Genomic DNA, 25693 nt, shown 5'->3' on the forward strand with positions numbered 1-25693 from the left:
GTCAACGATCACGTCCGGGCACTCGTGGCCCCTTCGCCTCCGGAGTTCGCATGTCCGTGTCCCCCCGCTCCCCCTCCGGGCCGCCCTACGTCGCCTTCGGCACCGACGACCTCAAAGGCGCGCACCTCCACCGGACCGGCGACATCGACGACGGCAAGGGGGAGCGCACGGCCCTCGGCCGGGGCCGGTTCGGCGTCCGGGCGAGCCTCCCGGACGGCGACACCCGGGCGCCGTCCGGCCACCGGCGCACGAGCCTCCGGCTCCCGGCCACCCCCGGGAACAGACGCCCGGGCGCCGCCGGGGACCAACCCTCCTGAGAGGGCCCTCACCCCCGCCCCGATTCCCCTGGAGGTCCAATGCACGACAAACGCACGGTCCATCCGGTACTCCGCCGGACGGCCGTCCTGGTGGCCGCGACGCTCATGCTCGTGGCCAACCTGGTCGGCAGCGGTTCGGCGGAGCGGGCGCTGACGTGGGACAACGGCGTCGCCGACACCCCGCCGATGGGATGGAACAGCTACGACTCGTTCAACTGGAGGGTCACCGAGGCCGACGTCCGGGCCAATGCCGACTACATGGCCACGAACCTGCGGCAGCACGGCTGGCAGTACGTCGTCATCGACTGGGCCTGGTACTACCCCGGGCAGCACAACGGCAGCCCCAACCAGGACGCGAACCTGCAACCCCGGCTCCGGATGGACGCCAACGGGCGGCTGCTGCCCGACACCACCCGGTTCCCCTCGGCGACCGGCGCCAACGGGTTCAAGCCGCTGGCCGACCACGTGCACGCGCGGGGGCTGAAGTTCGGCGTACACCTGATGCGGGGCGTTCCCCGGCAGGCGGTCGCGGACAACGTGCCGATCCTCGGCACCAGCTGCCGCGCCGGCCAGATCGCCAACAACACCACCGCGGCCTGGCTCAACCTCATGTGGGGTCTGGACATGACCAACCCCTGCGCGCAGGCGTACCTCGACTCGGTGTTCCAGCTGCTGGCCTCGTGGGGGGTCGACTTCGTGAAGGTGGACGACATCGCCGCGCCGACCTACCGGCAGGCGGAGGTCGAGGGGTACCGGCTGGCGATCCAGCGCAGCGGCCGCCCGATGGTGCTGAGCCTGTCGCCCGGCGCGACGCCGCTGGCCGGCGGGTCGCACGTACGGGCGAACGCGCACATGTGGCGAATCGTCAACGATCTCTGGGACAACTGGCCGGCTCTCGACGCGCTGTTCGACCAGCTGCACAACTGGACGCCGCACCGGACGACGGGAGCCTGGCCCGACCCGGACATGATCCCGATCGGACGGCTGTCGAAGTACGGCCCGGTCGGCTCGCCGCGGTACTCCAACCTCACCGCCGACGAGCAGCGCACGCTCATGACCCTGTGGGCGATCAACCGGGCGCCGCTGATGTGGGGTGGCAACCTCGTCGAGAACCGGGCGTCGGAGCTGGCGTTGATGACCAACTCCGCGGTGCTCGCGGTCGACCAGCACAGCACCGGCAACCGCCGGCTCTACGGAGGGACCCGGCAGGTGTGGACCGCCGACGTGCCGAACAGCGACCACCGGTACGTCGCCTTGTTCAACCGGGAGAGCGCGACGGCCAACGTGTCGGTGAACCTCGCCGACCTCGGCATAGGCTCGGCCGTCGTGACCGACCTGTGGTCCGGCGCGAACCTCGGCACCTCGGCCGGGACGTTCACCCGTTTGCTGCCTCCCCACGGTTCCGGGATCTACCGGCTGGCTCCCCAGACCACCGTCCCGACACCGGCCACCTACACGCTGACCGCACGGCACAGCGCGAAGCTGCTGGACGTCAACAACGCCGCGACGACCGACGGCGCGGACATCGTGCAATGGACGGCGAACGGGCAGGCGAACCAGCGCTGGCGTTTCCAGGACGCCGGCGGCGGCCACTACACGGTGACGAGCGTCAGCAGCGGCAAGTGCCTCGACGTGTACGGTGGTGCCACCGCGACCGCTGACGGCGCCCGGGTGGTCCAGTGGACCTGCAACGGCGGCACCAACCAGCAGTGGCGGCTCCAGGACGCCGGCAACGGCTACGTGCGTCTCGTCGCCCGCCACAGCGACAAGTGCCTCGACGTGCTGAACGCCGGTACCGCCAACGGAACCCAGGCCGTGCAGTGGACCTGCGGCACCGGCACCAACCAGCAGTGGCTGCGCGCCCAGGTGTGATCATGAGCGAAAGCGGGAGACCGCGGAACGGACAGCGGAACGGACAGCGGGAACCGGCACGTCGCCCGCCCGTCACGGTGGGACCGCCGTGACGGGGGCGGTCCACCGGGAGCGGATCCGCCCGGTCCCGCTCGGCGGGGCGTAGGCGATCGGCCGGGATCCGAGACCGGTGAGGAAGCTCCGGTCTCGGATCCCGGTAGGTCTCTTCTCAAGGGCGGGACGGCTCGGTGTTCAGGGCTCCGGAGCGGAAGGCCGCCACCTCCACCTCGGCGCCGGGAAAACCGGCCTCGCGTACGGCCGGCACCAGGCCCGGCAGCCCGGCGGCCCGGGGCCTCAGGTCGGCGGGCACCTCCACTCTCACCCGGTCGCCGAGGTCGCGTACCCGCAGGTCGGTGACCGGAAGGTCCGCTTGGGCCAGCAGGCGGCGCACCGCCCGCTCGGCCGTCTCGATCCGGTGCAGCCGAGCCGGCGTCACCTCCAGGCCGTAGGCGACCCGGCTGGCCAGGCAGGGCGCGGCCGGCTTGTCCCAGGTGACCAGGTCCCACGCCTTGCTGGCCCGTCGTACCTCGGCCTTGGTCAGGCCGGCGTCGCGCAGCGGGGCGAGCACCCCGCGCTCGTCGGCGGCCCTGATCCCCGGCCGGAACGGGTCCACGGCGTCGTCGGCGTTGGTGCCGGTGGCGACGTGCGCGAAGCCGTGCTCCGCCGCCACCCGGCCGATCACGTCGAGCACCTCCGACTTGCAGAAGTAGCAGCGGTCGCGGCCGTTGGCGCGGTAGCCGGGGCTCTCGGTCTCGGCGGTGGCCGGCAGCAGGTGCCGTACGCCGAGGGAGGCCGCGAACCGCCGGGCCACGGCGAGTTCCTCGGCCGCCAGGCTGTCGGAGACTCCCGTCACCGCCAGTACCCGCCCGGCCCCGAGTGTCCGGACCGCCGCCGCCAGCACCAGCGCGGAGTCGGCTCCGCCGGAGAAGGCGACGGCGAGCGAGGGCAGGGCCGCCAGCCGGTCGAGCAGTGCGGTGATCTTGGCGTCGAAGGTCATCGAATACCTCCAGCGTGGAGACCCCGGCCTTCAGGCCAGGGAGGAAACGCGGCGCAGTGCCGCAGGTCTGGGATCGAACACACGTCCACAGTCGGCTTCATGTGGCATCGTGTGAGGCGTGGCGCAGATTGTAAAGCGGGCGTTCAAATTCCGCTTCTACCCGACAGACGAGCAGGCGGCGGAGCTGTCTCGCACGTTCGGCTGTGCCCGCCTCGTCTACAACAAGGCTCTGGAAGAACGAACTCGCGCCTACACCCTCAAAAACCGTAGGCTCTCCTACGTGCAGTCCTCGGCTGCACTCACCGCATGGAAAAAGACCAAGGAGCTCGCGTTCCTGAACGAGGTGTCGTCGGTGCCGCTGCAGCAGGCGTTGCGGCACCTGCAGGCGGCGTTCGCGAACTTCTTCGCCAAGCGCGCGAGGTATCCGACGTTCAAGTCCCGCAAGAAGTCCCGGCTCAGCGCCGAGTACACCCGCTCGGCGTTCACCTATCGGGATGGTCGGCTCACGCTGGCGAAGATGGACGGTCCGCTGAACATCGTGTGGTCGCGTCCCCTGCCCGAAAGCGCGGCGCCGTCCACGGTGACCGTAACCAAGGATGCGGCGGGCCGCTGGTTCGTCTCCCTCCTGTGTGAGGACACGATCCGGCCGCTCACCCCGACGACCAAGGTGGTCGGCGTGGATGCGGGGATCACGGCGTTGGTGACGCTCTCCACCGGCGAGAAGATCGTCAACCCTCGGCATGAGGGGGCCGACCGCCGCAAGCTGGCCAAGGCTCAGCGGCGCCTCGCCCGCAAGGAGAAAAGCTCGGCCAACCGGGCCAAGGCCAGGCTCAAGGTGGCGCGGGTGCATGCCCGCATCGCCGACCGCAGGCGTGATCACCTGCAGCAGGTCACCAGTCGTCTCGTCCGTGAAAACCAAACGGTCGTGATCGAAGACCTCACCGTGCGCAACCTGATGCGAAACCACACTCTGGCCCGCGCCATCTCGGACGCCTCCTGGCGCCAGATGCGCACGATGCTGGAGTACAAAGCGGCCTGGTACGGGCGGGAGCTGGTCGTCGTCGACCGGTGGTTTCCCTCGTCGAAGCTGTGCTCGGCGTGCGGCACGATCCAGCGGTCCATGCCGTTGGGTGTCCGGGACTGGGCGTGCGCCTGTGGCGCCATCCACGACCGGGACGTCAACGCCGCGAAGAACATCCTCGCCGCCAGGCTGGCGGAGAGGTGAAACGCCTGTGGAGCTGGTGTAAGACCTCACAGAGTCCTCTCTGGCGGGCGACCGGCGATGAAGCAGGAACTCTCACGGGCGACCGTGGGAATCCCCCTCGTTCCGAGGGGGAGGAAGTCAACCCGGTCTCTCTCGCGTAGGGGGCCGCTCGCGGGCCAGCCGCAGCGCCCGGGCGGCCGTCTCGCGCAGGGACAGGCCGAGAGCGGCCGAGGCGGCGGCCACGTCGTCGTGTTCGGGTTTGGCCGAGTGGGGTCCGTGCTTGACGCGCACGCGGTGGCCCTCCAGGTCGACCTCGGTGGTGTGCCGAGGCAGGGCCGTGCGCTCGACCGCGACCTCGCGCACGCCGAGCGCGCCGGTCTCGGCGAAGAGCAGCTCGCGCAGGGCCGGTGCGGCGGGAGGGCGGCACAGCAGGTGCAGCACGTGCGCGGGCCGGCCCTTCTTCATGGTGGCCGGGGTGGCCCAGGCGTCCAGGGCGCCGGCCTCCAGGGCCCGGGCGATCGTGTGGCCGAGCACCTCGCCGGTGACGTCGTCCAGGTTGGTCTCCAGGACGACCAGGGGTTCGGTGCCGGCGTCGCGGGCGGGCTCGGCGACGGTGACGGCGACGACGTTGGGGCGGTCGGGGAGCTCCCGGGTGCCCGCGCCGTAGCCGGTCGCCACCGGGGTCATCGCCGGCGGCGGGGTGTAGCGCGCCCCCATGGCGCGCAGCAGCGCCGCCCCCGTGGGGGTCACGGTCTCCCCGGGCAGGTCGCTGCCGGTCACCAGGGCCCCCTCCAGCAGGGCGGCGGTCGCGGGGGCCGGTACGGGCAATACGCCGTGGCGGGTCCTCACCGTGCCGGTGCCCAGGGGGATCGGGGCGCAGTGCACGGCCGTGACGCCGAGCAGGTGCAGCGCGGCGGCCACGCCGACGATGTCCACGAGCGCGTCGTGGCCGCCCAGCTCGTGCAGGTGCACCAGGCCGGGGTCGGTGCCGTGGATCCGGCCCTCCGCCTCGGCGATCGCCCGCAGCGCGGCGGTGGCGAGGGCGGCGACCGGTTCCGGGCGGGCGGCCCCGGCCATGGAGATCAGCTCGGCCGCCCGCCGCTCGGTCGCCGTGTCGGTGACCGTGACCCGTACGCGGGTCACCGCCAGCCCGTGGCTGACCGCCCGCCCGGCCGTCAGCTCCCAGCCGGTGAGACCGGTCGATCCCACCGCCGCGCGGATGCCCTCCAGCGGGGCCCCGGCGTCGACGAGCGCCGCCAGCAGCATGTCCCCCGCCAGCCCGGTGAACGGGTTGACCCAGCAGATCACCGTTCTTCTCCCGGGGATCCCGGGGATTCCGGGGATCCCGGGGACGCCTGGGGCGCGGGGACGGGAGGGGACGGCGGGCGGGTGCGACGGGTGCGACGGGTGCGACGGGTGAAGGTGTATGCGAGGCGGTGGGCGGCCATGGCGGCGCCGAAGCCGGAGTCGATGTTGACCACGGTGAGGCCGGCGGCGCACGAGGACAGCATCGCCAGCAGGGCGGTGACGCCCTCCAGGGCCGCGCCGTACCCGACGGAGGTGGGCACGGCGATCACGGGTGCCGCCACCAGACCGCCGACGGCGCTGGCCAGCGCGCCCTCCATGCCCGCCACGACGATCACCGCGTCGGCCGCGCGCAGCCGGTCGGTCTCGGCGAGCAGCCGGTGGATCCCCGCCACGCCCACGTCGCGGACCACGGTGACGTCCAGCCCGAGCGCCCGGGCCACGGCCGCCGCCTCGGCCGCCACCGGCCCGTCGGACGTACCCGCCGTGACCACCACTACCGCGAAGGGCCCGGTCGCCGCCGGCCGCCACACCAGCAGCCGCGCCGCCGGGTCGTGGGATCCGCCCGGCACGGCCGCCAGGACGGCCCCGGCGACCGTCTCCTCGACCCGGGTGGCCAGCACCGGGCCGGTGTTGCGGGCGAGCAGGGCGGAGGCGATGGCGGCGATCTCCCCGGCGGTCTTGCCCGGCCCGTAGACGACCTCGGGCGTCCCCTGGCGGGCCTCCCGGTCCACGTCGACCCGGGCGAACCCCAGGTCCACCGCGTCCACCGCGTCCACCGCGTCCGTCGCGCGTTCGCTCACGCCCGGCCGCCGGACAGGTAGGGAATGGTCTGCGGGCCCTCCGGCAGCACGCACACGCGGGCGCCCGGCCCGGCGGCGGCCAGCGCCTCGGTCACCGTGGCCGCGATGTCGCCGGTCTGCTCCAGGTGGGCGGTGGCCAGGTCGGCGTCGCTGAGGTAGGAGGTGTGCATCACCACCCGCGCGCCCGCCTGGATGCGCGCCTGGATCTGCACCTGCCACTGGTCGGGGACGGTCACCGGCCGGGCGGCGATCGCGTCGAGCAGTGCCCGCGGGGAGGACTCCGAGGCCAGGACCTCGCGGTAGGAGCCGTGGTCGGGGAAGCCGTCGCGGCACTCGGCGGCGCAGACGATCACTCCGCCCGGCCGGACCACCTGGAAGGCCGCCGACATGCCCTTGACCGCCTGGTAGAGGTTCTGGTCGAGGGGGTAGCCGGAGTTGGTGGTGACCACCACGTCGAAGGGCGCCTCGACCCGTCGCATGGCGGCCTCGCGGGCGGCGGTGGTGGCGGTGGCGTGCATGGGCAGGATGTCGCCGCCGAACGCCGCCGCGATGTCCTTGTCGCGGTTGAGGATCACGTCGAGGGCGAAGGTCACCCCGGTGCCCTCGGCGATGGCCCGCACGTCGTCGTGCACGGGGTTGCCCTCGATCACTCCCCAGGTGGCCCGGGGGTCGCCGATGCGCGCGGCGTCGTGCAGGGTGAGCACGGTCTCCAGCGCGGCCAGGCCGGGGGCGACCAGCTTGGGCCCGCCGGAGAAGCCCGCGAAGAAGTGCGGCTCCACGAAACCTGTGGTGATCCGCACGTCGGCCTCGACCCAGATGGTGTTCAGCCACACCGGCACGTCCTTGCCGAAGCGGCCGAGGTAGGTGAGGGACGCGAGGTCGCGGGCGTCGTGGTTGACGATCCGCACGGAGTCGACGACCCTGTCGCCGAACATCGCGCGCAGTTCGGCCTCGGTGTTGCCGCGGTGGGTGCCGGTCGCGACGAGGACGGTCACGTCGCCGAGGTCGACGACGCCGTCGAGCTCGTCGAGGATCGCCGGGATCATCAGGTGCCGCGGCTGGGGGCGGGTGATGTCGCAGGCCGAGATGGCGACGGTCTGGCCGGGCCGTACCCTCTCGCGCAGCGGCGGCCCGGACACCGGGTCGCGCAGGGCCGCCCGCAGCACGCCCATCTGGTCGGGCGCGGCCGGGTGGTGGACGGGGGTGACCACCGTGGTGGCCTCGTCGGGCAGTTCGACCGTCAGACCGGTCTCCCCGTAGGCCAAGCGGACCTTCATCGTGTCTCCTCACCACCGAGCTCCGGCCAGAGCCCGTCGGCGATTTTAGTACCGGCCGGGGACGGATCGCCGTCGGCCCCGGCCGGGGAGCCCTCCACGTCCTCCAGCACCGAGCGAAGCCACGTCTCGGTCGTGCCGATGTGCACCAGCGCCGCCGCCTGGGCGAGTGTCGCGTCACCGGCGGCCAGGGCGTCGTAGATCGCCTCGTGCTCGGCGATGGTCTTGTGCGAGCTGCCGGTCTCGACCGTGCCGCGCCACACCCGCATCCGCAGGGTACGGCCGGAGATCCCGTCGAGCAGGGTGGACAGCGTCTCGTTGCCCGTCGCCCGCACCACGGCGCGGTGGAAGGCCGCGTCATGGTGGTTCAGCTTCTCCACCTCGTCGCTGGCGGCGCGCATCGCGGCGAGGTGCTCGCCGATCTCGGCGAGCTGCTCCGCGGAGATGCGGGACGCGGCCAGCGCGGTGGCCGCGGGTTCCAGCATCCTCCGTACCTGGACGATCTCCAGCAGGGTGTCGTCGCGCAGCAGTTCGACGGCGAGCCCGAGCCCTTCCAGCAGCAGCCGGGGTTCCAGGCTGGTCACGTAGGTGCCGTCGCCCCGCCGTACGTCGAGCACCCGGGCCACGACCAGCGCCTTGACCGCCTCGCGCAACGGGTTGCGGGAGACGCCGAGCTGGGCGGCGAGCTGGTGCTCGGGGGGGAGCCGCGCCCCGGGGGGGAGGTCGCCCGACTGGACGAGCGCCCGGATGCGGGAGATCGCCTCGTCGGTCAGGGACATGGGCACGACCTCCGGTCGTGAAGTCGATCGATCGGTACGCGGGTCACCGCGGGAACATAACAGACATCCTATGTTCGCGCGGGAGGGAGATCCACCGCAAGGCAAACATGGGACGCATCCGTACGACAGCGCCTGAAATATTCATTGAATTCAGCATATTTACGCTATTTCACCGGAAGGTCTAGACACGTAGCGCCGGGAGGATTACAAAGACATCCCATGTCCATGTGGTGAAGATCTCTTCACCTTTCGGAAACATCCGCTGGAGGTAGACCTTCGTGCGCATGTATCGCCAGAGCGGGTCGCCGTGACGGAACTGATCACCGCGGTCGAGGCCCACGACATCCGGTTCCCCACCTCCCGGTACCTCGACGGTTCCGACGCCATGAACCCCGAGCCCGACTACTCCGCCGCCTACGTGGTCGTGCGGACCGGCGGCGGGCGGGAGGGGCACGCGCTCGCCTTCACCGTCGGGCGCGGCAACGAGATCGCCGTCGCCGCCGTACGGTCGCTGGCGCCGCTGGTCGTCGGACGGCCGGTGGCCGAGGTGCTCGGCGACCTCGGCGGGGTGTCGCGCCGGCTCACCGGCGACAGCCAGCTGCGCTGGCTCGGCCCGGAGAAGGGCGTCATCCACATGGCGGCGGGGGCCGTGCTCAACGCCCTGTGGGACCTTCGCGCGCGCGGGGCGGGCAAGCCGCTGTGGCGGCTGCTGTCGGAACTGTCGCCGGAGGAGATCGTCGACGTCGTCGACTTCCGCTACCTGGAGGACGCGCTCACCCGGGAGGAGGCGCTGGCCATCCTGCGCGACGCCGAGCCGGGCCGCGACGGGCGCCGCGCGCGCCTGCTCGCCGAGGGCTACCCGGCCTACACCACCACCCCCGGCTGGCTCGGCTACACCGACGACAAGCTGGTCCGGCTGGCCAAGGAGGCGGTCGCCGACGGGTTCCGCCTCATCAAACTGAAGGTCGGCGCCGATCCGGCCGAGGACGCGCGGCGCGTGCGGCTGGCCCGCGAGGCGGTCGGCCCCGACGTGCGCATCGCCGTGGACGCCAACCAGGCGTGGGACGTCGGCCAGGCGATCGAACGCCTGGCCCCGCTCGCCGAGTTCGACCTGTACTGGATCGAGGAGCCCACCTCCCCCGACGACGTGCTCGGCCACGCCGCCATCCGGAAGCGGGTCGCGCCCGTCAAGGTCGCCACCGGCGAGCACGCCCACAACCGGGTGATGTTCAAGCAGTTCCTGCAGGCGGGCGCGATCGACGTCCTGCAGCTCGACGCGGCCAGGGTCGCCGGGGTCAACGAGAACATCGCCATCCTGCTGCTGGCCGCCAAGTTCGGGGTGCCGGTGTGCCCGCACGCGGGCGGCGTCGGCCTGTGCGAGATGGTCCAGCACCTGGCGATGTTCGACTACGTGGCCGTCAGCGGCACCACCGAGGACCGCGTCATCGAGTACATCGACCACCTGCACGAGCACTTCACCGACCCGGTGGTGATCACGGACGGCCGGTACGCCGCTCCCCTCGAACCGGGCGGAGGCGCCGAGATGCGTCCGGCCTCGCGCGCCGAGTACGCCTACCCGCACGGCCCCCGGTGGGCCACCGACACGGCCGGCAGCACGGCCGGCAGCACGGCCGGCAGCACGGCCGGCAGCACGGCCGACGGCACCGCCGCCGACGCGGGAGGGGTGAGGTGAGGAGCGTCCTCGACGGGCTCGGGGCCGTCGAAGACGCTCGTCACCGGCCCGGCCGTGGACGGCGGCACACACCGCCTTCCGCCGCGACCCAGCACAGGAAAGGAACGACCATGAGACGAGGACTCGCCCTGGGAGCGGCCGCCGCCCTGGCGGCCGGCCTGACCGGCGCCTGCGGGGGCGACACCGGCGGCGGCACGAGCGGCGGCACGGCGGCCGCCCCCGAGGGCGGCAAGCCGGTCGTCGGGGTGGACTACCCCCGCTCCGACACCGACTTCTGGAACTCCTTCATCAAGTACGTCCCCCGGTTCGGCGCCGAGAACGGCCTGGAGCTGAAGACCACCAACTCCCAGAACGACATCTCCAAGCTCACCGCCAACGTGCAGAGCCTCGTCAGCCAGGGCGTCAAGGGCCTCGTGCTGGCGCCGCAGGACACCGCCGCCGTGGCCCCCACCCTCCAGCAGCTCACCGCCAAGAAGATCCCCGTCGTCATGGTCGACACCCGCCCCGAGCAGGGCGAGGCCTACATGGTGGTGCGCGCCGACAACCGGGCCTACGGGGAGAAGGCGTGCAAGTTCCTCGGCGAGAAGCTGTCCGGCAAGGGCAAGGTCATCATGCTCCAGGGCGACCTGGCCTCCATCAACGGCCGCGACCGCACCGAGGCGTTCAACGAGTGCATGAAGGCCGGCTACCCCGGCATCACGGTGTTCGGCGAGGCCACCAACTGGGACGGCGCCGTCGCCTCGCAGAAGCTCCAGACGCAGCTCACCGCCAACCCCGACATCAAGGGCGTCTACATGCAGTCGAGCTTCGCCCTGTCGGGCACCCTCCAGGTGCTCAAGCAGCGCGGGCTGCTGGTCCCCCCGTCCGACCCCGAGCACGTCTTCGTCATCTCCAACGACGGCATCCCCCAGGAGCTGAAGGAGATCGCCGCGGGCAACATCGACGCCACCGTCTCGCAACCGGCCGACCAGTACGCCAAGTACGCGCTGGAGTACACCAAGGCCGCCATCGACGGGAAGACGTTCAAGCCCGGCGCGACCGACCACGACAGCACCATCGTCCAGGTGCGCCCCGGCCTGCTGGAGGACCAGCTCTCCGCGCCCCTGGTCACCGCCGACGGCGGCACCTACGGCGACGTCCCGAGCGTCAAGCCCGACGACACCTCGCTGTGGGGCAACAGCCTTGGCGGCTGACCCGGCGCCCACCCCCGTGGTCGAGGCGGTGGGCGTCACCAAGAGGTACGGCGAGACCGTCGCGCTGGACCGCGCCGGAATCCAGGTCATGCCCGGCCGCACCCACGCCCTGGTCGGCCGCAACGGGGCCGGGAAGTCCACCCTGGTCTCGATCCTCACCGGGCTGCAGCCCCCCGACGAGGGCGAGGTGCGCTTCGGAGGCGAGGCCGCCCCGCGCCTCGCCGACCGCGACGCCTGGCGGCGGCGGGTGGCCTGCGTCTACCAGAAGTCCACGATCATCCCCGAGCTGACCGTGGCGGAGAACCTCTACCTGCACCGCCACGACCTGAACCGGTTCGGTCTGATCAGCTGGGGCGCGCTGCGGCGCAAGGCGGCCACGCTGCTCGCCGAGTGGTCGGTGGACGTCGACGTACGCCTGCCGGCCGGCGAGCTGGACGTCGAGCGGCGGCAGTTCGTGGAGATCGCCCGCGCGCTGTCCTTCGGCGCCCGGTTCATCATCCTCGACGAGCCGACCGCCCAGCTCGACGCCGCCGCCATCGCCCGGCTGTTCACCCGCATCCGAGCCCTGCAGGAGCAGGGGGTGACCTTCCTGTTCATCAGCCACCACCTGCGGGAGATCTACGAGATCTGCGACACGGTCACGGTCTTCCGCGACGCCCGGCACATCCTGACCACCGCGGTGGCCGACCTGACGCACGCCGAGCTGGTGGCGGCGATGACGGGAGAGGCCACCGGCCTGGCCTCCGCGTTCTCCCGGGCGTCCGTGCCCGCCGACGCCGGCCCGGTGCTCGGCGTGCGCGACCTGTCCTACGGCGACGCCTACCGGGAGATCGACCTCGACGTGCGGGCCGGCGAGATCGTCGGCCTGGCGGGCGCGGCCGCCAGCGGCCGGACCGAGCTGGCCGAGACCGTCGCCGGGCTGCGCGCGGCCGATTCGGGCGCGATCGAGGTCGCCGGCCGCCACCCCCGTCCCGGCAGCGTGCCCGACGCGCTCGCCGCCGGGGTCGGCTTCGTCCCCCGCGACCGCCACCACCAGGGGTTCGTCCCGATGATGTCGATCGCCGACAACGCCACCATGACCGTCCCCGAACGGCTCGGCGAGGCCGGCCTGATCAACGGCCGCCGGCGGGACCGGCTGGCCAGGACCCTGATCACCAAACTGGCGATCAAGACCCCCGGCCCCGGCCTGCCCGTGACGGGCCTGTCCGGAGGCAACCAGCAGAAGGTCGTCATGGCCAGGGCGCTGGCCTCCGACCCCCGGCTGCTCGTGCTGATCACCCCCACCGCCGGGGTGGACGTGAGGTCCAAGGAGTTCCTGCTCGGCAAGGTCGAGGAGACCGCCGCCAGGGGAAGCGGCGTGCTGATCGCCTCCGACGAGCTCGACGACCTGCGACTGTGCGACCGGCTGCTGGTGATGTTCCAGGGCCGTCTCGTCGCGGAGATGGCCGCCGGGTGGCACGACCACGACGTGGTGGCGGCCATGGAAGGAGTCCGGCTCGATGCCCTCGACGCCTGAGAGAACGCTCACGCCCGCCGCGGAGAGCGCCGCCCCGGAGCGGGAGCGGCCACGGGTGCGGCTGGCCCGGCTGCGCGACCTCGCGCTGGTCCCCGCGATCATCGTGATCGCGATCGTCGGCCAGATCGTCCACCCGATCTTCCTGCAGGGCGACAACCTGATCAACATCCTGCAGACCATGTCGGAGATGTCGCTGCTGGTGATGGCACAGACGATCGTCCTGGTCGCCGGGAAGATGGACCTCTCGCTGGAGTCGACGTTCGGCCTCGCGCCGGGCGTGGCCGCCTGGCTCACCGTCGCCGTCGGCTCGGGCGCCGGGCTGGGCCTGCTGCCGGGAGCCTGGTCGATCCCGGTCACCCTGGCCGTCGGCGCGCTGATCGGCGTGGTCAACGCGCTGCTGATCGTGCGGTTCGGGCTCAACGGCTTCATCGTCACCCTCGGCATGCTGATCGTGCTGCGCGGCCTGCTCACCGGCGTCTCCGGCGGCCAGACCTTCTTCAACCTGCCGCCGTCGATGCTCTATCTCGGCTCGGCCCTGTGGTTCGGCGTGCCCGCCTCGATCTGGCTGTGCCTGCTGCTGTTCGCCGCCGGCATCGTGCTGCTCGGCTTCACCCGCTACGGCCGCGCCCTGTACGCCATCGGCGGCAACGTGGACGCGGCCAGGGCCGCCGGCATCCGCACCGGCCGGGTGCTGTGGACCGCCCTGGTGGGCGCGAGCCTGCTCGCCGCCCTCGGGGGCCTGCTGCTGTCGGGGCGCCTCGCCTCGGTGGCCGCCGCCCAGGGCGACGGCGCCATCTTCACCGTGTTCGCCGCGGCCGTCATCGGAGGCGTCAGCCTCAACGGCGGCAAGGGCACCATGTTCGGCGCGTTCACCGGCATCCTGCTCCTCTACATGATCCAGAACGTCCTCACCCTGGCCGGCGTGCCCGCCCAGTGGATCCAGGCCCTCAACGGCGCCATCATCCTCATCGCCCTCGTCCTGTCCCGCCTCACCGGAGGAAAAGTCCAGGAATAACCCGTTCCGAACGTCTCCTCCGAACACCCGTTCCTCGTGTCACACCCCCCAACCGATTGGAACGACCATGTCCGACGAGAACCATCTGACCCGCAGGCGACTGATGCAGCTCGGGGCGGCCGGAGCCGGCTCCATGCTGTTACCCCTGCAGTGGACCGCGGCCGCCAGAGCCGCCTCGGCGCCCCCCGCGGCGGTGGCCGCCGCCGGCGACCTGGCCCTGTGGTACGACGAGAGCTCCGGCACCGACTGGCTGCGCGCCCTGCCGATCGGCAACGGCCGCCTGGGCGCCATGGTGTTCGGCAACGTCGACACCGAGCGGCTGCAGCTCAACGAGGACACCGTCTGGGCCGGCGGGCCGTACGACCAGAGCAACACCCGGGGCGCGGGGGCGCTCGGCCAGATCCGGCAGCTGGTCTTCCAGAACCAGTGGAGCCAGGCCCAGACCCTGATCGACCAGAACATGCTCGGCAGCCCCGCGGGCCAGCTGGCCTACCAGACCGTCGGCAACCTGCGGCTCGCGTTCGGCGACACCTCCGGGGTCTCGGAGTACAACCGCTACCTGGACCTCACCACGGCCACCACGACGGTGTCGTACCTGAAGAACGGCGTGCGCCACCAGCGCGAGACGTTCGCGAGCGCGCCGGACCAGGTGATCGTGATGCGCCTGACCGCCGACAGGGCCGGCTCGATCTCGTTCTCCGCGACGTTCGACAGCCCCCAGCAGACGACGCGGTCCAGCCCGGACGGCGCGACGGTGGCGCTCAGCGGCGTCTCGGGCAACATGGAGGGCAAGACCGGCGCGGTCCGGTTCCTGGGCCTGGCCCGGGCCGTCGTCGAGGGCGGCAGCGTCAGCAGCTCGAACGGCACGCTGCAGGTGACGGGCGCGACCAGCGTGACGGTGCTGATCTCCATCGGCTCCAGCTACCGCAACTTCCGCGACGTCGGCGGCGACTACCAGGGCATCGCGCGCCAGCACCTCAACGCCGCCGTGGCCAGGAGCTTCGCCGACCTGCGCTCCCGGCACGTCGCCGACTACCAGCGGCTGTTCGGGCGCACGACGCTGGAGCTCGGCCGCACCTCGGCGGCCGACCAGCCGACCGACGTGCGGATCGCGCAGCACAACAGCGTCAACGACCCGCAGTTCTCGGTGCTGCTCTTCCAGTACGGCCGCTACCTGCTGATCTCCTCCTCCCGGCCCGGCACCCAGCCGGCCAACCTGCAGGGCATCTGGAACGACTCGCTGGCGCCGGCCTGGGACTCGAAGTACACCATCAACGCCAACCTGCCGATGAACTACTGGCCCGCCGACACGACGAACCTGTCGGAGTGCTTCGAGCCGGTCTTCGCGATGATCAACGATCTGGCGGTCACCGGCGCCCGTACGGCCCAGGTCCAGTACAACGCGGGCGGCTGGGTGGCCCACCACAACACCGACGCGTGGCGGGCCACCTCCGTCGTCGACGGCGCGTTCTGGGGCATGTGGCAGACCGGCGGCGCGTGGCTGGCCACCCTGATCTGGGAGCACTACACCTTCACCGGCGACCTCGCCTTCCTCCAGCGGTACTACCCGGCGATGAAGGGCGCCGCGCAGTTCTTCCTCGACACCCTCGTGCAGGAACCGAGCCTCGGGTTCCTGGTCACGAACCCGTCGAACTCCCCGGAACTGGCCCACCACAGCGGCGTCAGCGTCTGCGCCGGCCCCACGATGGACAACCAGATCCTGCGCGACCTGTTCAACGGCTGCGCCAAGGCCGGCCAGGCGCTCGGTGTCGACTCCGACTTCCGAACCCGGGTCCTGTCCGCCCGGGACCGGCTCCCCCCGATGAAGACCGGCTCGCGCGGCAACATCCAGGAGTGGCTGTACGACTGGATCGAGACCGAGCCCGCCCACCGGCACGTCTCCCACCTGTACGGCCTGCACCCCAGCAACCAGATCACCAAGCGCGGCACCCCGGCGCTGTACAACGCCGCGCGGCGCACCCTGGAGCTGCGCGGCGACGACGGGACCGGCTGGTCGCTCGCCTGGAAGATCAACTACTGGGCGCGGATGGAGGAGGGCGCCCGCGCGCACACCCTGATCCGCCTCCTGGTGACGACGGCCCGGCTCGCGCCGAACATGTTCGACCTGCACCCGCCGTTCCAGATCGACGGCAACTTCGGCGCCACCTCCGGCATCGCGGAGATGCTCCTGCAGAGCCACAACGGCGAGCTGCACGTGCTGCCGGCGCTGCCGTCCGCCTGGCCGGCCGGGAAGGTGCAGGGCCTGCGGGGGCGTGGCGGCTACACCGTGGACACGACGTGGAGCTCCGGTGCGGCCACCGAGATCCTCGTCAGGTTCGACCGCGACGGGACCGTCAACGTCCGCAACCGGATCTTCACCGGCACCCACCAGGTGGTCGACACCGGCAGCGGCGCCGCCGTCACCGTCACCAAACCCGAGTCCGACGTCATCGCGCTGACCGGCCAGGCGGGCCGCACATACCGCCTGACCGGGACCGGCGCGCCGCAGCCCACCTACGTGCGGATCGCCAACGGGACCACCGGCCTGGTCCTGGACAGCGGCGGCAACGTCGCCTCCGGGTCGAACCTCAAGCAGTGGAACAACGACGGCAGCACCAACCTGCAGTGGCAGCTCGTCGACCTGGGCGGCGGCTGGTACCGCATCGTCAACCGCACCAACGGCATGGTCATCGACAGCTGGGGCAACACCGCCAACGGCGCCGTCGCCCGGCAGGCGGCCTGGAGCGGCACCAACAACCAGCAGTGGCGCCTCAACAGCGTGGGCAACGGCCGCAACCAGATCATCAACCGCGGCACCGGCACGGCCCTGGACGGCATGGGCAACGGCACCGCCGGCTCCAACGTCGCCATGTGGGCGCCGAACACCAACACCAACAACCAATGGACGATCACGGGCGTGTGACGGCCGGCACCCGCTCGGGCCCGATCCGTGTGTGCCCCGCCGCGACCGGCCACCGGTCGCGGCGGGGCCGCCACCGGGCTTCTCGCGGGTCGGGCGGGCTGATTCCCGAACTCGATCGGGGCTCGGTGCCGACCGCCGAGGTCGTCCGGGCGGACGCTCGCCGAACTCCGCGGCGCGATGCGACCGGCGGGTTTCAGGCCGTGTCCCCCTTGCGCGCGGCAGGTGAGAACGGCGGACGCTCCCGAGTTCGTTACGACGGGTGGCCGTCGCTCTCGATCGGCACCGGGTCATGTCGATCACGTGCCGGGCGCGCGCCGCCGGCCTTGCTGATCAGGTTCGCCCGGCGCAGCACGTCGACCTGAGCGCGGTTGTAAAGGGCGTGGAGGGCGTGGCCGACGGCGCTTCGGGCCGCTTCCGCCCTGTGCGGCGTGGAGTCCTTGGGCTCCAACGTGACCGCGTGATCGGCGGTCGCGTCGATGAACGGCGCGATCTGCTCGGCGACGGCCTGCCGTGTGGTCTCGTCGGCGTCCTCGGGAAGGTCGCGGAACTCCTCGTCGAGTTCGGGGTTGGGATGCGCCTCCAGGGTCCGCCGCACCGCGTCCATCGACTCGTCCGAGAACAGCTGGGAATAGATCATGATGAGTGCGCGATCGTTGTCGCGCAGATGCTCCGCGACGCCGCCGAACCCGGTCGGCACGTCCAGTGACGCGCCCGGCCGGGACAACACGGCAAGCTCCTGCCGGATGTTCTGGAGCCGCTCCACCGTCGCCTCGAGCTCGGCGTCGATGGTCCGGAAGATCGAGGCGCGACCGTCGGTGCCCGTCTCCATCGCCGCCACCTGGGCGAGTGGCACGCCCAGCCCGGTCAGTCTCTTGATCTGCAGAAGTCGCGTCAGGTGGTGGACCTCGTACCGCTTGTAGCCGTTGGGCTCCCGGTCGGGCTCGTCGAGCAAACCGATCTCGTGGTAGTAGCGCACCGCCTTCACCGTGCTTCCCGACAGCTCGGCTATCTCACGCGTGCTCCAGGTCATGGGTTCCTCACCTCCTCATGCGGCACCGCACGTCCGGCGGCGCCTCTCGGTGGATGCCGGCGTCGAAGCGGGGGCGATCCACCGATGCTCCCCCGCTCCTCGTCGTCGCGTGCTTCGGCCTGCCCGACGCCCGCGACGGCACTAGCTCGCGGCCCGCGCCCGCCGCTCGCGCAGCCAGACGAACACGACCATGCCGATGTCGACGACGACGAGGATCAGCAGGGACGCGTCGCCGGTGTCGGTGGACCGGTCGAGGGGGAAGGCCTCGCCGTCGGCCATCAACGTGTTGACCGTTGTCGCCAGGAGGTTGTTGGCGATGTGGAACGCGACCGGTGCCTCGATGCCGCGGCTGATGATCGCCATCAACCCGGCACAAAAGCCGAATACGGCATAATATCCGAACAGCCAGGGGTCGGTCGACCCGTGCATCACCGCGAAGGCCAGGCTGGAGACCACGAGCCCGACGGCCAGCGCCGGGCGAACCGCGCGCACCCAGGACGCGGCGGCGGGCAGCATGGCGCTTCGGAACATCAACTCCTCACCGGCGGCCTGGAGCGGAGTCGTCAGGACCATGATCACCAGCACGACGGCCGTCGTGGCGGTGAAACCGAAGGCGGTCCAGCCCGGAGCGTCGGGTGCGACCAGCGCCACCACACCGACCCCGGCGCCCAGCAGCAGAGCCGCGCCCGCCAGGTACCGCGCCAGACGACGTGCGTCGAACGCTCGCGGCCAGCTGATCAGGCTGCGCCACGGCACCCTGGCCGTCCACGCCAGGAGCAGGATCGCCAGCACGCCCGTCGCGCCCACGCTCAGGTTGACGGCCAGGAACTTCAACGGCGTGACGGTGGCCGCCAGCGGGTCGTCGCTGCCCTCGATGACGCCGACGACCTGGTAGAACAGAACCTGCAGGACCACCATCACCAGCGACGGCACGACGATGACCACGAGCGGCTTCCACCAGCTCATGCGGAGGTGGGCGCCGAACGGCCGGGAGCCGTCGACGGCCGGCCGGGACCGCTCCCGCGCCAGAGAGCCCGGACGAGACGTCTCGTCTCGAGGATCATCGGTTCCTGGGATATCCATCGAAAAGTTCCTTTTTGGGCTCGAATCGGTGCATTCGCCCACGAGTGAACACCCTGCCCTGGGGGCACACTTAAGTCGTCGAGAGCGCGGGTGGCGCTCGATTTCGTCGGCGTCGGACACCGGCGCGCCGCAAGGGGCGGCCACGGGTCCGGATTTCGCCCGATGCGACTCCCAGCTGGGGATCGATCCCGCTTCCGGGTGAGAACGGGTCGCGCGAACCGGCCCGAGGCCCGCCGGGGCCCTTCCGGCCTCGCGACGATCGCGCTCCGGCGAGGGACCGTTTCCGGGAACCGGCCGTCACGGCGAGCGGTCGCCCGCGAGGACGAACGCCGGGCGACTCCCAGGAGAGCGGCCGGTTGCGCAGGGCGGCGTCGGCCATCTCCTGGAGCTCGTCGCGGCCGGCACCGCTCGCGGTCGGCACGGCGACCGGAAGGCGGCAGAAGTCGTTTTCAACGTGACTGTTTGCGTTAACACACCGTGATCAACGGTAGGCCCACGGCATGAACGCTGTCAATCATTCGCGTCAGAAACTTATGTGATATCCAGGAAATGTTTCGAATCCTCCTGAGGCGGTAGCACTTTCGCGGACGACGCGCTCGCGCCCCGGTTCGACGCGCGTTCGCCGGGGCGGCCTCCCGGATCGAATGGATCACCATGACGGCCGTCGTGGCGCCCGCCTCGACCGGCGAACGGTGCCGAGCCGGTGGCAGGAGCCCTGCGCTCGCGGTCGCACCGGGAAGCCCCACGGTACCGATCACGATCGTTCCGCCGCTCACGGCCGCCGCGGGAACTTCCCTCCCAGGGGCACTTCTGCCGTCGGCCCGACGAGTGTCGGAAGCAGATCGGAAGAGGAATCGCCACATCTGACAGCCAGGTCACGAAAGTTGGCGCGGTTTGGTCCGAAACTTATGGTTGCCAAGTCGTAACTTCTATGAAACTTTCACTTTCGCGGGCTTCGTCGGGTGATCTCCTTCCCGGCGAATGTCCAGGCAGGAAAGCGTATCGACGGCGACGCCCGAATCAGCGAGGATCGCGGCTCGTTGACGCCGCCCGACCGGTCGGATGTACTCCGACACCACCCCCCAGGAGCAGGCCATGGATATCCGGAACCCGAAATGTTAGCGGTAACAACCTGTGGCGGCCGACGTCCGGCCCCTGAGCGGCCCGGAAGCGTCGGACGCATCCCCTCCCCGGACGCCCACCCGTCACGGAACGGCCGCCGGCCCCTCGCCGCATCGGCGGCCGACCGTCCTCGTGACGACGATCGCGTGTCGCGCGTCGACCCGATCAGCACCTCGTCGAGCGCCGGGAACCGGCAGGACACCACCTCCCGAGTAACTTCATGATCGCCGTGTTAGCGCTAACAAGTTCCTGAAAGGAGAATCATGCGTCCTACCAGGCGAAATCGCCTGCGCGTGTTGATCGCCGCAATAACGTCGATCGTGCTCACCGGCGCGATGCTCACCCTCGCCACCTCCTCCGCGACCGCGGCGACCGTCGACACCAACGCCTGGTATGTCCTGGTCAACCGCACCAGCGGCAAGGCCCTGGACGTCTACAACCTGGCCACCAACGACGGCGCCCGCATCACCCAGTGGACCCGCAACAACGGCAACCAGCAGCAGTGGCAGTTCGTCGACTCCGGCGGCGGCTACTACCGCGTCAAGTCCCGCCACTCGGGCAAGGTGCTGGACGTCAGCGGCTTCTCCACCGCCAACGGCGGCGCCGTCGTCCAATGGAGCGACCTCAACGGCACCAACCAGCAGTGGCGCCTGGCCGACTCCGACGGCGGCCACGTCCGCCTGATCAACCGCAACAGCAACAAGGCCCTGGAGGTCCAGGGCGCCTCCACCGCCGACGGCGCCAACATCGTCCAGTACGACGACTGGGGCGGCGCCAACCAGCAGTGGCAGTTCGTCCAGGTCGGCGGAACGAACCCGACCCCCACCCCCACGCCGACCCCGGGCGGCAACTACACCAACCCGGTGGTCTGGCAGGACTTCGCCGACGGCGACATCATCCGGGTCGGCGACGCCTACTACTACTCGGCCTCGACGATGCACTACTCCCCCGGCGCGCCGATCCTGCGCTCCTACAACCTGGTCGACTGGGAGTACGCGGGCCACTCGGTCCCGCGCCTGGACTTCGAGTCCAACGCCTACGACCTCAACGGCGGCCGGGCCTACGTGAAGGGCATCTGGGCCTCCACCCTGAACTACCGGCCCAGCAACAGCACCTATTACTGGATGGGCTGCACCGAGTTCAACCGCACCTACGTCTACACCGCCTCCGCCGTGGACGGCACCTGGACCAAGCGCGCCCGGATCAACAACTGCTACTACGACGCCGGCCTGCTCGTCGACGACAACGACACCATGTACGTCGCCTACGGCAACGGCACCATCAGCGTCGCCCAGCTCTCGGCCGACGGGCTCAGCCAGGTGCGCTCCCAGCAGGTGTTCCAGACGCCCTCCAGCGTCGGCACCCTCGAGGGCGCCCGCTTCTACAAGCGCAACGGCTACTACTACATCTGGCTCACCCGCCCGGCCAACGGCCAGTACGTCCTGCGTTCCAGCAGCCCGTTCGGCCCGTACGAGATGCGCCAGGTCCTGCTGAACATGCCCGGCCCGATCTCCGGCGGCGGCGTGCCCCACCAGGGCGGCCTGGTCCAGACGCAGAACGGCGCCTGGTACTACATGTCGTTCGTCGACGCCTACCCCGGCGGCCGGGTCCCGGCGCTGGCGCCGATCACCTGGACCGGCGACGGCTGGCCGACCATCCAGACGGTCAACGGCGGCTGGGGCGTCAACTACCCGAAGCCGAACATCCAGACCACCAAGACCGTCGCGTCGATGATCGGCCCGGACACCTTCACCTCGGGCAGCCTCGGCCACCGGTGGGAGTGGAACCACAACCCCGACACCAGCCGCTTCTCCACCGGCAACGGCCTGCGCCTGCAGACCGCGACCGTCACAGGCGACCTCTACAACGCCCGCAACACCCTGACCCACCGGATCCAGGGCCCGTCGTCGACCGCGACGATCGAGCTCGACTACTCGGCGATGGCCAACGGCGACCGGTCCGGGCTGGCGATGCTCCGGGATCAGTCGGCGTGGATCGGCGTCAAACGCGACAACGGCGTCAACCGGGTCGTGATGACCAACGGCCTGACCATGAACAGCAGCTGGGCCACCACGGGCACCGGCACCGAGGCGGCGAGCGCGAACATCTCGGGCGGCAAGATCTGGTTGCGGGTGAACGCCGACATCCGGCCGGGTTCCGGCAGGCAGGCCCGGTTCTCCTACAGCACCGACGGCGTGAACTTCACCACGCTCGGACCGGCCTTCACGTTGAACAACGCCTGGCAGTTCTTCATGGGATACCGCTTCGGGATCTTCAACCACGCCACCCAGGCCCTCGGCGGAGCGGTGACCGTGAACCGGTTCGACCTCACCACCCCGTAAACCGAGAGGTATTACGTTATGAACCCCCCAAACCGTTCGGCCCGGTCCTCCGGGCGCACCCGGCTACGGAGATTCCTGTCCCTCCTGAGCGCCGGCGTGATCGCCATCGGCGTGTCGGCGGCGATCTCCGCTCCGGCGGACGCCGCCTCCACGCTCGGCGCGTCGGCGGCCGAGAGAGGCGGCCGCTACTTCGGCGCCGCCGTCGCCGCGGGCCGGCTCGGCGACTCCACCTACGTCAACATCCTGAACCGCGAGTTCAACTCGGTCACCGCCGAGAACGAGATGAAGTGGAGTTCCACCGAACCCCAGCGCGGCAGCTTCAACTACACCAGCGCCAACCGGATCGTGAACCACGCCCTGGGACAGGGCATGAAGGTCCGCGGCCACACCCTGCTCTGGCACGGCCAGCAGCCCGGCTGGGCCCAGGGCCTGTCCGGCTCCGACCTGCGCAATGCCGCGATCAACCACGTCACCCAGGTCGCCACCTACTTCCGCGGCAAGATCGACTCCTGGGACGTCGTGAACGAGGCGTTCGCCGACGGCGGCAGCGGCGGGCGGCGTGACTCCAACCTGCAGCGCACCGGCAACGACTGGATCGAGGTCGCCTTCCGCGCCGCCCGCGCCGCCGACCCGGGCGCCAAGCTCTGCTACAACGACTACAACACCGACGGGATCAACGCCAAGAGCACCGGCATCTACAACATGGTGCGCGACTTCAAGTCGCGCGGCGTGCCGATCGACTGCGTGGGCTTCCAGTCACACCTGGGCGGCTCCGTCTCCGGTGACTACCAGGCCAACCTCCAGCGCTTCGCCGACCTCGGCGTCGACGTGCAGATCACCGAGCTCGACGTGGCCCAGGGCTCCAACCAGGCCAACATCTACGCCGCGGTGACCCGGGCGTGCCTGGCGGTGTCCCGGTGCAACGGCATCACCGTCTGGGGCATCCGCGACAGCGACTCCTGGCGTACCGGGGAGAACCCGCTGCTGTTCGACTCCTCGGGCAACAAGAAGGCCGCCTACACCAGCACGCTCAACGCCCTCAACGGCGGTTCCACCAACCCGACCCCGACCCCGACGCCGACCTCCGGCGGGCAGGTCGACACCAACGCCTGGTACATCCTGGTCAACCGCACCAGCGGCAAGGCCCTGGACGTCTACAACCTGGCCACCAATGACGGCGCCCGCATCACCCAGTGGGCCCGCAACAACGGCAACCAGCAGCAGTGGCAGTTCGTCGACTCCGGCGGCGGCTACTACCGCGTCAAGTCCCGCCTCTCCGGCAAGGTCCTGGACGTCAGCGGCTTCTCCACCGCCAACGGCGGCGCCGTCGTCCAATGGAGCGACCTCAACGGCACCAACCAGCAGTGGCGCCTGGCGAACTCCGACGGCGGCCACGTCCGCCTGATCAACCGCAACAGCAACAAGGCCCTGGAGGTCCAGGGCGCCTCCACCGCCGACGGCGCCAACATCGTCCAGTACGACGACTGGGGCGGCGCCAACCAGCAGTGGCAGCTCTCCCGTGTCAGTTGACCGGTTCTCGAACAAGGAGCACATCTTGGAAATCACGCACGCCCGGCGCCCGCGCCGAAACACGGTGGCGATCATCGCGACCGTGACCACGCTCTTGGCCGGTCTCCTGGTCGCGCTGGGCTCGACGAGCGCGAACGCGGCGTCCGTCGACACCAACGCCTGGTACGTCCTGGTCAACCGCACCAGCGGCAAGGCCCTGGACGTCTACAACCTGGCCACCAATGACGGCGCCCGCATCACCCAGTGGGCCCGCAACAACGGCAACCAGCAGCAGTGGCAGTTCGTCGACTCCGGCGGCGGCTACTACCGCGTCAAGTCCCGCCACTCGGGCAAGGTCCTGGACGTCAGCGGCTTCTCCACCGCCAACGGCGGCGCCGTCGTCCAATGGAGCGACCTCAACGGCACCAACCAGCAGTGGCGCCTGGCCGACTCCGACGGCGGCCACGTCCACCTGATCAACCGCAACAGCAACAAGGCCCTGGAGGTCCAGGGCGCCTCCACCGCCGACGGCGCCAACATCGTCCAGTACGACGACTGGGGCGGCGCCAACCAGCAGTGGCAGTTCGTCCAGGTCGGCGGAACGAACCCGACCCCCACCCCCACGCCGACGCCGACCGGCACGTGCAACCTTCCCTCGACGTACCGGTGGAGCTCGACCGGTGTGCTGGCCAACCCGAAGTCGGGATGGGTCTCGCTCAAGGACTTCACCGTCGCCCCCTACCAGGGCAGGCAGCTCGTCTACGCCACCACCCACGACTTCGGCACCAGCTGGGGCTCGATGAACTTCAGCCTCTTCACCAACTGGTCGGAGATGGCCTCGGCCGGCCAGAACACCATGTCCTCCGGCACCGTGGCCCCCAGCCTGTTCTACTTCGCCCCACGAAACATCTGGGTCCTCGCCTACCAATGGGGCGGACCCGCCTTCTCCTACCGCACCTCCAGCGACCCCACCAACCCCAACGGCTGGTCAGCCCCCCAAACCCTCTTCTCCGGCAGCATCACCGGATCAGGCACCGGACCCATCGACCAGGCCGTCATCGGCGACAGCACCAACATGTACCTGTTCTTCGCCGGCGACAACGGCAAGATCTACCGGGCCAGCATGCCCATCGGCAACTTCCCCGCCAGCTTCGGCTCCACCTCAACCGTCATCATGAGCGACACCACCAACAACCTCTTCGAAGCCGTCCAGGTCTACAAACTGGCCAACCAGAACCGCTACCTCATGATCGTCGAAGCCATCGGCTCCCAGGGCCGCTACTTCCGCTCCTTCACCGCCACCAGCCTGGGCGGCACCTGGACCCCCAACGCCACCACCGAAAGCAACCCCTTCGCCGGCAAGGCCAACAGCGGCGCCACCTGGACCAACGACATCAGCCACGGCGAACTCCTGCGCACCAACGCCGACCAGACCATGACCGTCGACCCCTGCAACCTCCAACTCCTCTACCAGGGCCGCAACCCCAACTCCAACGGCGTGGACTACGGCCTGCTGCCCTACCGGCCCGGCCTGCTGACACTGCAGCGCTGAGCGGATGACACGGACCGGCTCCCCGCTGATCACCCTCTGAACCGCCCCGGACGTGGTGAGAACTTCGGCCCGCCACGTCCGGGGCCACCACCCCCCGTCGAACATCCGTCCGAGGGAGACGATCA

The 25693-nt window shown here is 70.6% G+C and carries 17 protein-coding genes and 1 pseudogene; 11 read left to right on the top strand and 7 right to left on the bottom strand.

Annotated elements, in window-relative coordinates:
* Positions 1–50: 50 nt before the first annotated feature.
* Together ACFYWM_RS10620 and ACFYWM_RS10625 are read left to right on the top strand one after the other, a co-directional pair.
* Complete coding sequence (locus ACFYWM_RS10620; RefSeq protein ID WP_389911845.1) at positions 51–317, top strand: hypothetical protein; 267 nt, start codon at positions 51–53, stop codon at positions 315–317.
* A gap of 39 nt (positions 318–356) precedes the next feature.
* Entirely contained in the window at positions 357–2189 is a 1833-nt protein-coding gene (locus tag ACFYWM_RS10625) for an RICIN domain-containing protein (protein ID WP_389911848.1), read from the top strand.
* A gap of 208 nt (positions 2190–2397) precedes the next feature.
* Here ACFYWM_RS10625 and ACFYWM_RS10630 read toward each other — a convergent pair whose 3' ends face one another.
* Positions 2398–3225, bottom strand: coding sequence for a TIGR00268 family protein (locus tag ACFYWM_RS10630; RefSeq protein WP_389911850.1), 828 nt, complete (start codon positions 3223–3225; stop codon positions 2398–2400).
* A gap of 118 nt (positions 3226–3343) precedes the next feature.
* Between ACFYWM_RS10630 and ACFYWM_RS10635 the strand changes: the two are divergent.
* Positions 3344–4534, top strand: a pseudogene (locus tag ACFYWM_RS10635) (RNA-guided endonuclease InsQ/TnpB family protein); the annotation flags it as partial.
* Positions 4535–4567: 33 nt separating this feature from the next.
* On the opposite strand, the gene larC reads toward ACFYWM_RS10635, so the two are convergent.
* From larC to ACFYWM_RS10655, 4 genes are read right to left on the bottom strand one after another with little or no spacing between them, the layout of a single operon-like run.
* Complete coding sequence (gene larC, locus ACFYWM_RS10640; protein ID WP_389911853.1) at positions 4568–5737, bottom strand: nickel pincer cofactor biosynthesis protein LarC; 1170 nt, start codon at positions 5735–5737, stop codon at positions 4568–4570.
* Positions 5734–6537 carry a nickel pincer cofactor biosynthesis protein LarB gene (larB, locus tag ACFYWM_RS10645; RefSeq protein WP_389911856.1) on the bottom strand — a complete coding sequence of 268 codons (804 nt, stop codon included), beginning with the start codon at positions 6535–6537 and terminating at the stop codon, positions 5734–5736. The genes larC and larB overlap by 4 nt, the downstream gene beginning before the upstream one ends.
* Positions 6534–7814 carry a nickel-dependent lactate racemase gene (gene larA / locus ACFYWM_RS10650; protein ID WP_389911859.1) on the bottom strand — a complete coding sequence of 427 codons (1281 nt, stop codon included), beginning with the start codon at positions 7812–7814 and terminating at the stop codon, positions 6534–6536. Before larA ends, larB begins: the two co-directional genes overlap by 4 nt.
* On the bottom strand, positions 7811–8590 hold the full coding sequence (locus tag ACFYWM_RS10655) for a FadR/GntR family transcriptional regulator (RefSeq protein ID WP_389911862.1): 780 nt from the start codon (positions 8588–8590) through the stop codon (positions 7811–7813). Before ACFYWM_RS10655 ends, larA begins: the two co-directional genes overlap by 4 nt.
* Positions 8591–8897: 307 nt before the next feature.
* Here ACFYWM_RS10655 and ACFYWM_RS10660 point away from each other — a divergent pair, with 307 nt between their 5' ends.
* The 5 genes from ACFYWM_RS10660 to ACFYWM_RS10680 all read left to right on the top strand — a co-directional run bounded on the left by ACFYWM_RS10660 (position 8898) and on the right by ACFYWM_RS10680 (position 16930).
* A complete protein-coding gene (locus ACFYWM_RS10660) occupies positions 8898–10283 on the top strand; it encodes an enolase C-terminal domain-like protein (protein WP_389911865.1) in 1386 nt (461 codons plus the stop codon).
* A gap of 110 nt (positions 10284–10393) precedes the next feature.
* Positions 10394–11476, top strand: coding sequence for a sugar ABC transporter substrate-binding protein (locus ACFYWM_RS10665; RefSeq protein WP_389911868.1), 1083 nt, complete (start codon positions 10394–10396; stop codon positions 11474–11476).
* Positions 11466–12992, top strand: coding sequence for a sugar ABC transporter ATP-binding protein (locus ACFYWM_RS10670; protein WP_389911871.1), 1527 nt, complete (start codon positions 11466–11468; stop codon positions 12990–12992). Before ACFYWM_RS10665 ends, ACFYWM_RS10670 begins: the two co-directional genes overlap by 11 nt.
* On the top strand, positions 12976–14007 hold the full coding sequence (locus tag ACFYWM_RS10675) for an ABC transporter permease (protein ID WP_389911874.1): 1032 nt from the start codon (positions 12976–12978) through the stop codon (positions 14005–14007). The genes ACFYWM_RS10670 and ACFYWM_RS10675 overlap by 17 nt, the downstream gene beginning before the upstream one ends.
* A 67-nt stretch (positions 14008–14074) precedes the next feature.
* A complete protein-coding gene (locus ACFYWM_RS10680; RefSeq protein ID WP_389911877.1) occupies positions 14075–16930 on the top strand; it encodes a glycoside hydrolase N-terminal domain-containing protein in 2856 nt (951 codons plus the stop codon).
* 250 nt (positions 16931–17180) lie between these two features.
* Here ACFYWM_RS10680 and ACFYWM_RS10685 read toward each other — a convergent pair whose 3' ends face one another.
* Positions 17181–17960, bottom strand: coding sequence for a MerR family transcriptional regulator (locus ACFYWM_RS10685; protein ID WP_389911880.1), 780 nt, complete (start codon positions 17958–17960; stop codon positions 17181–17183).
* Positions 17961–18101: 141 nt separating this feature from the next.
* A complete protein-coding gene (locus ACFYWM_RS10690; protein ID WP_389911883.1) occupies positions 18102–18926 on the bottom strand; it encodes a CPBP family intramembrane glutamic endopeptidase in 825 nt (274 codons plus the stop codon).
* Positions 18927–20428: 1502 nt separating this feature from the next.
* Between ACFYWM_RS10690 and ACFYWM_RS10695 the strand changes: the two genes are divergently transcribed.
* The 3 genes from ACFYWM_RS10695 to ACFYWM_RS10705 all read left to right on the top strand — a co-directional run bounded on the left by ACFYWM_RS10695 (position 20429) and on the right by ACFYWM_RS10705 (position 25568).
* A complete protein-coding gene (locus tag ACFYWM_RS10695; RefSeq protein ID WP_389911886.1) occupies positions 20429–22507 on the top strand; it encodes a family 43 glycosylhydrolase in 2079 nt (692 codons plus the stop codon).
* Positions 22508–22603: 96 nt separating this feature from the next.
* A complete protein-coding gene (locus ACFYWM_RS10700) occupies positions 22604–24037 on the top strand; it encodes an endo-1,4-beta-xylanase (protein WP_389911889.1) in 1434 nt (477 codons plus the stop codon).
* Between the two features lie 82 nt (positions 24038–24119).
* Entirely contained in the window at positions 24120–25568 is a 1449-nt protein-coding gene (locus ACFYWM_RS10705) for a non-reducing end alpha-L-arabinofuranosidase family hydrolase (RefSeq protein WP_389911924.1), read from the top strand.
* The last annotated feature ends 125 nt before the right edge of the window (positions 25569–25693 follow it).

The organism is Streptosporangium sp. NPDC002721, from assembly GCF_042888905.1.
Classification (GTDB): Bacteria; Actinomycetota; Actinomycetes; order Streptosporangiales; family Streptosporangiaceae; genus Streptosporangium.

What these genes read in the sequence shown, in the direction of transcription:
- ACFYWM_RS10665 (WP_389911868.1), top strand. Translation starts at nt 10,394, where the DNA reads ATGAGACGAGGACTCGCCCTGGGAGCGGCCGCCGCCCTGGCGGCCGGC.
- ACFYWM_RS10675 (WP_389911874.1), top strand. Translation starts at nt 12,976, where the DNA reads ATGCCCTCGACGCCTGAGAGAACGCTCACGCCCGCCGCGGAGAGCGCC.
- ACFYWM_RS10625 (WP_389911848.1), top strand. Translation starts at nt 357, where the DNA reads ATGCACGACAAACGCACGGTCCATCCGGTACTCCGCCGGACGGCCGTC.
- ACFYWM_RS10655 (WP_389911862.1), bottom strand. Translation starts at nt 8,590, where the DNA reads ATGTCCCTGACCGACGAGGCGATCTCCCGCATCCGGGCGCTCGTCCAG.
- larA (WP_389911859.1), bottom strand. Translation starts at nt 7,814, where the DNA reads ATGAAGGTCCGCTTGGCCTACGGGGAGACCGGTCTGACGGTCGAACTG.
- ACFYWM_RS10695 (WP_389911886.1), top strand. Translation starts at nt 20,429, where the DNA reads ATGCGTCCTACCAGGCGAAATCGCCTGCGCGTGTTGATCGCCGCAATA.
- ACFYWM_RS10690 (WP_389911883.1), bottom strand. Translation starts at nt 18,926, where the DNA reads ATGAGCTGGTGGAAGCCGCTCGTGGTCATCGTCGTGCCGTCGCTGGTG.
- ACFYWM_RS10620 (WP_389911845.1), top strand. Translation starts at nt 51, where the DNA reads ATGTCCGTGTCCCCCCGCTCCCCCTCCGGGCCGCCCTACGTCGCCTTC.
- ACFYWM_RS10685 (WP_389911880.1), bottom strand. Translation starts at nt 17,960, where the DNA reads ATGACCTGGAGCACGCGTGAGATAGCCGAGCTGTCGGGAAGCACGGTG.
- ACFYWM_RS10630 (WP_389911850.1), bottom strand. Translation starts at nt 3,225, where the DNA reads ATGACCTTCGACGCCAAGATCACCGCACTGCTCGACCGGCTGGCGGCC.
- ACFYWM_RS10680 (WP_389911877.1), top strand. Translation starts at nt 14,075, where the DNA reads ATGTCCGACGAGAACCATCTGACCCGCAGGCGACTGATGCAGCTCGGG.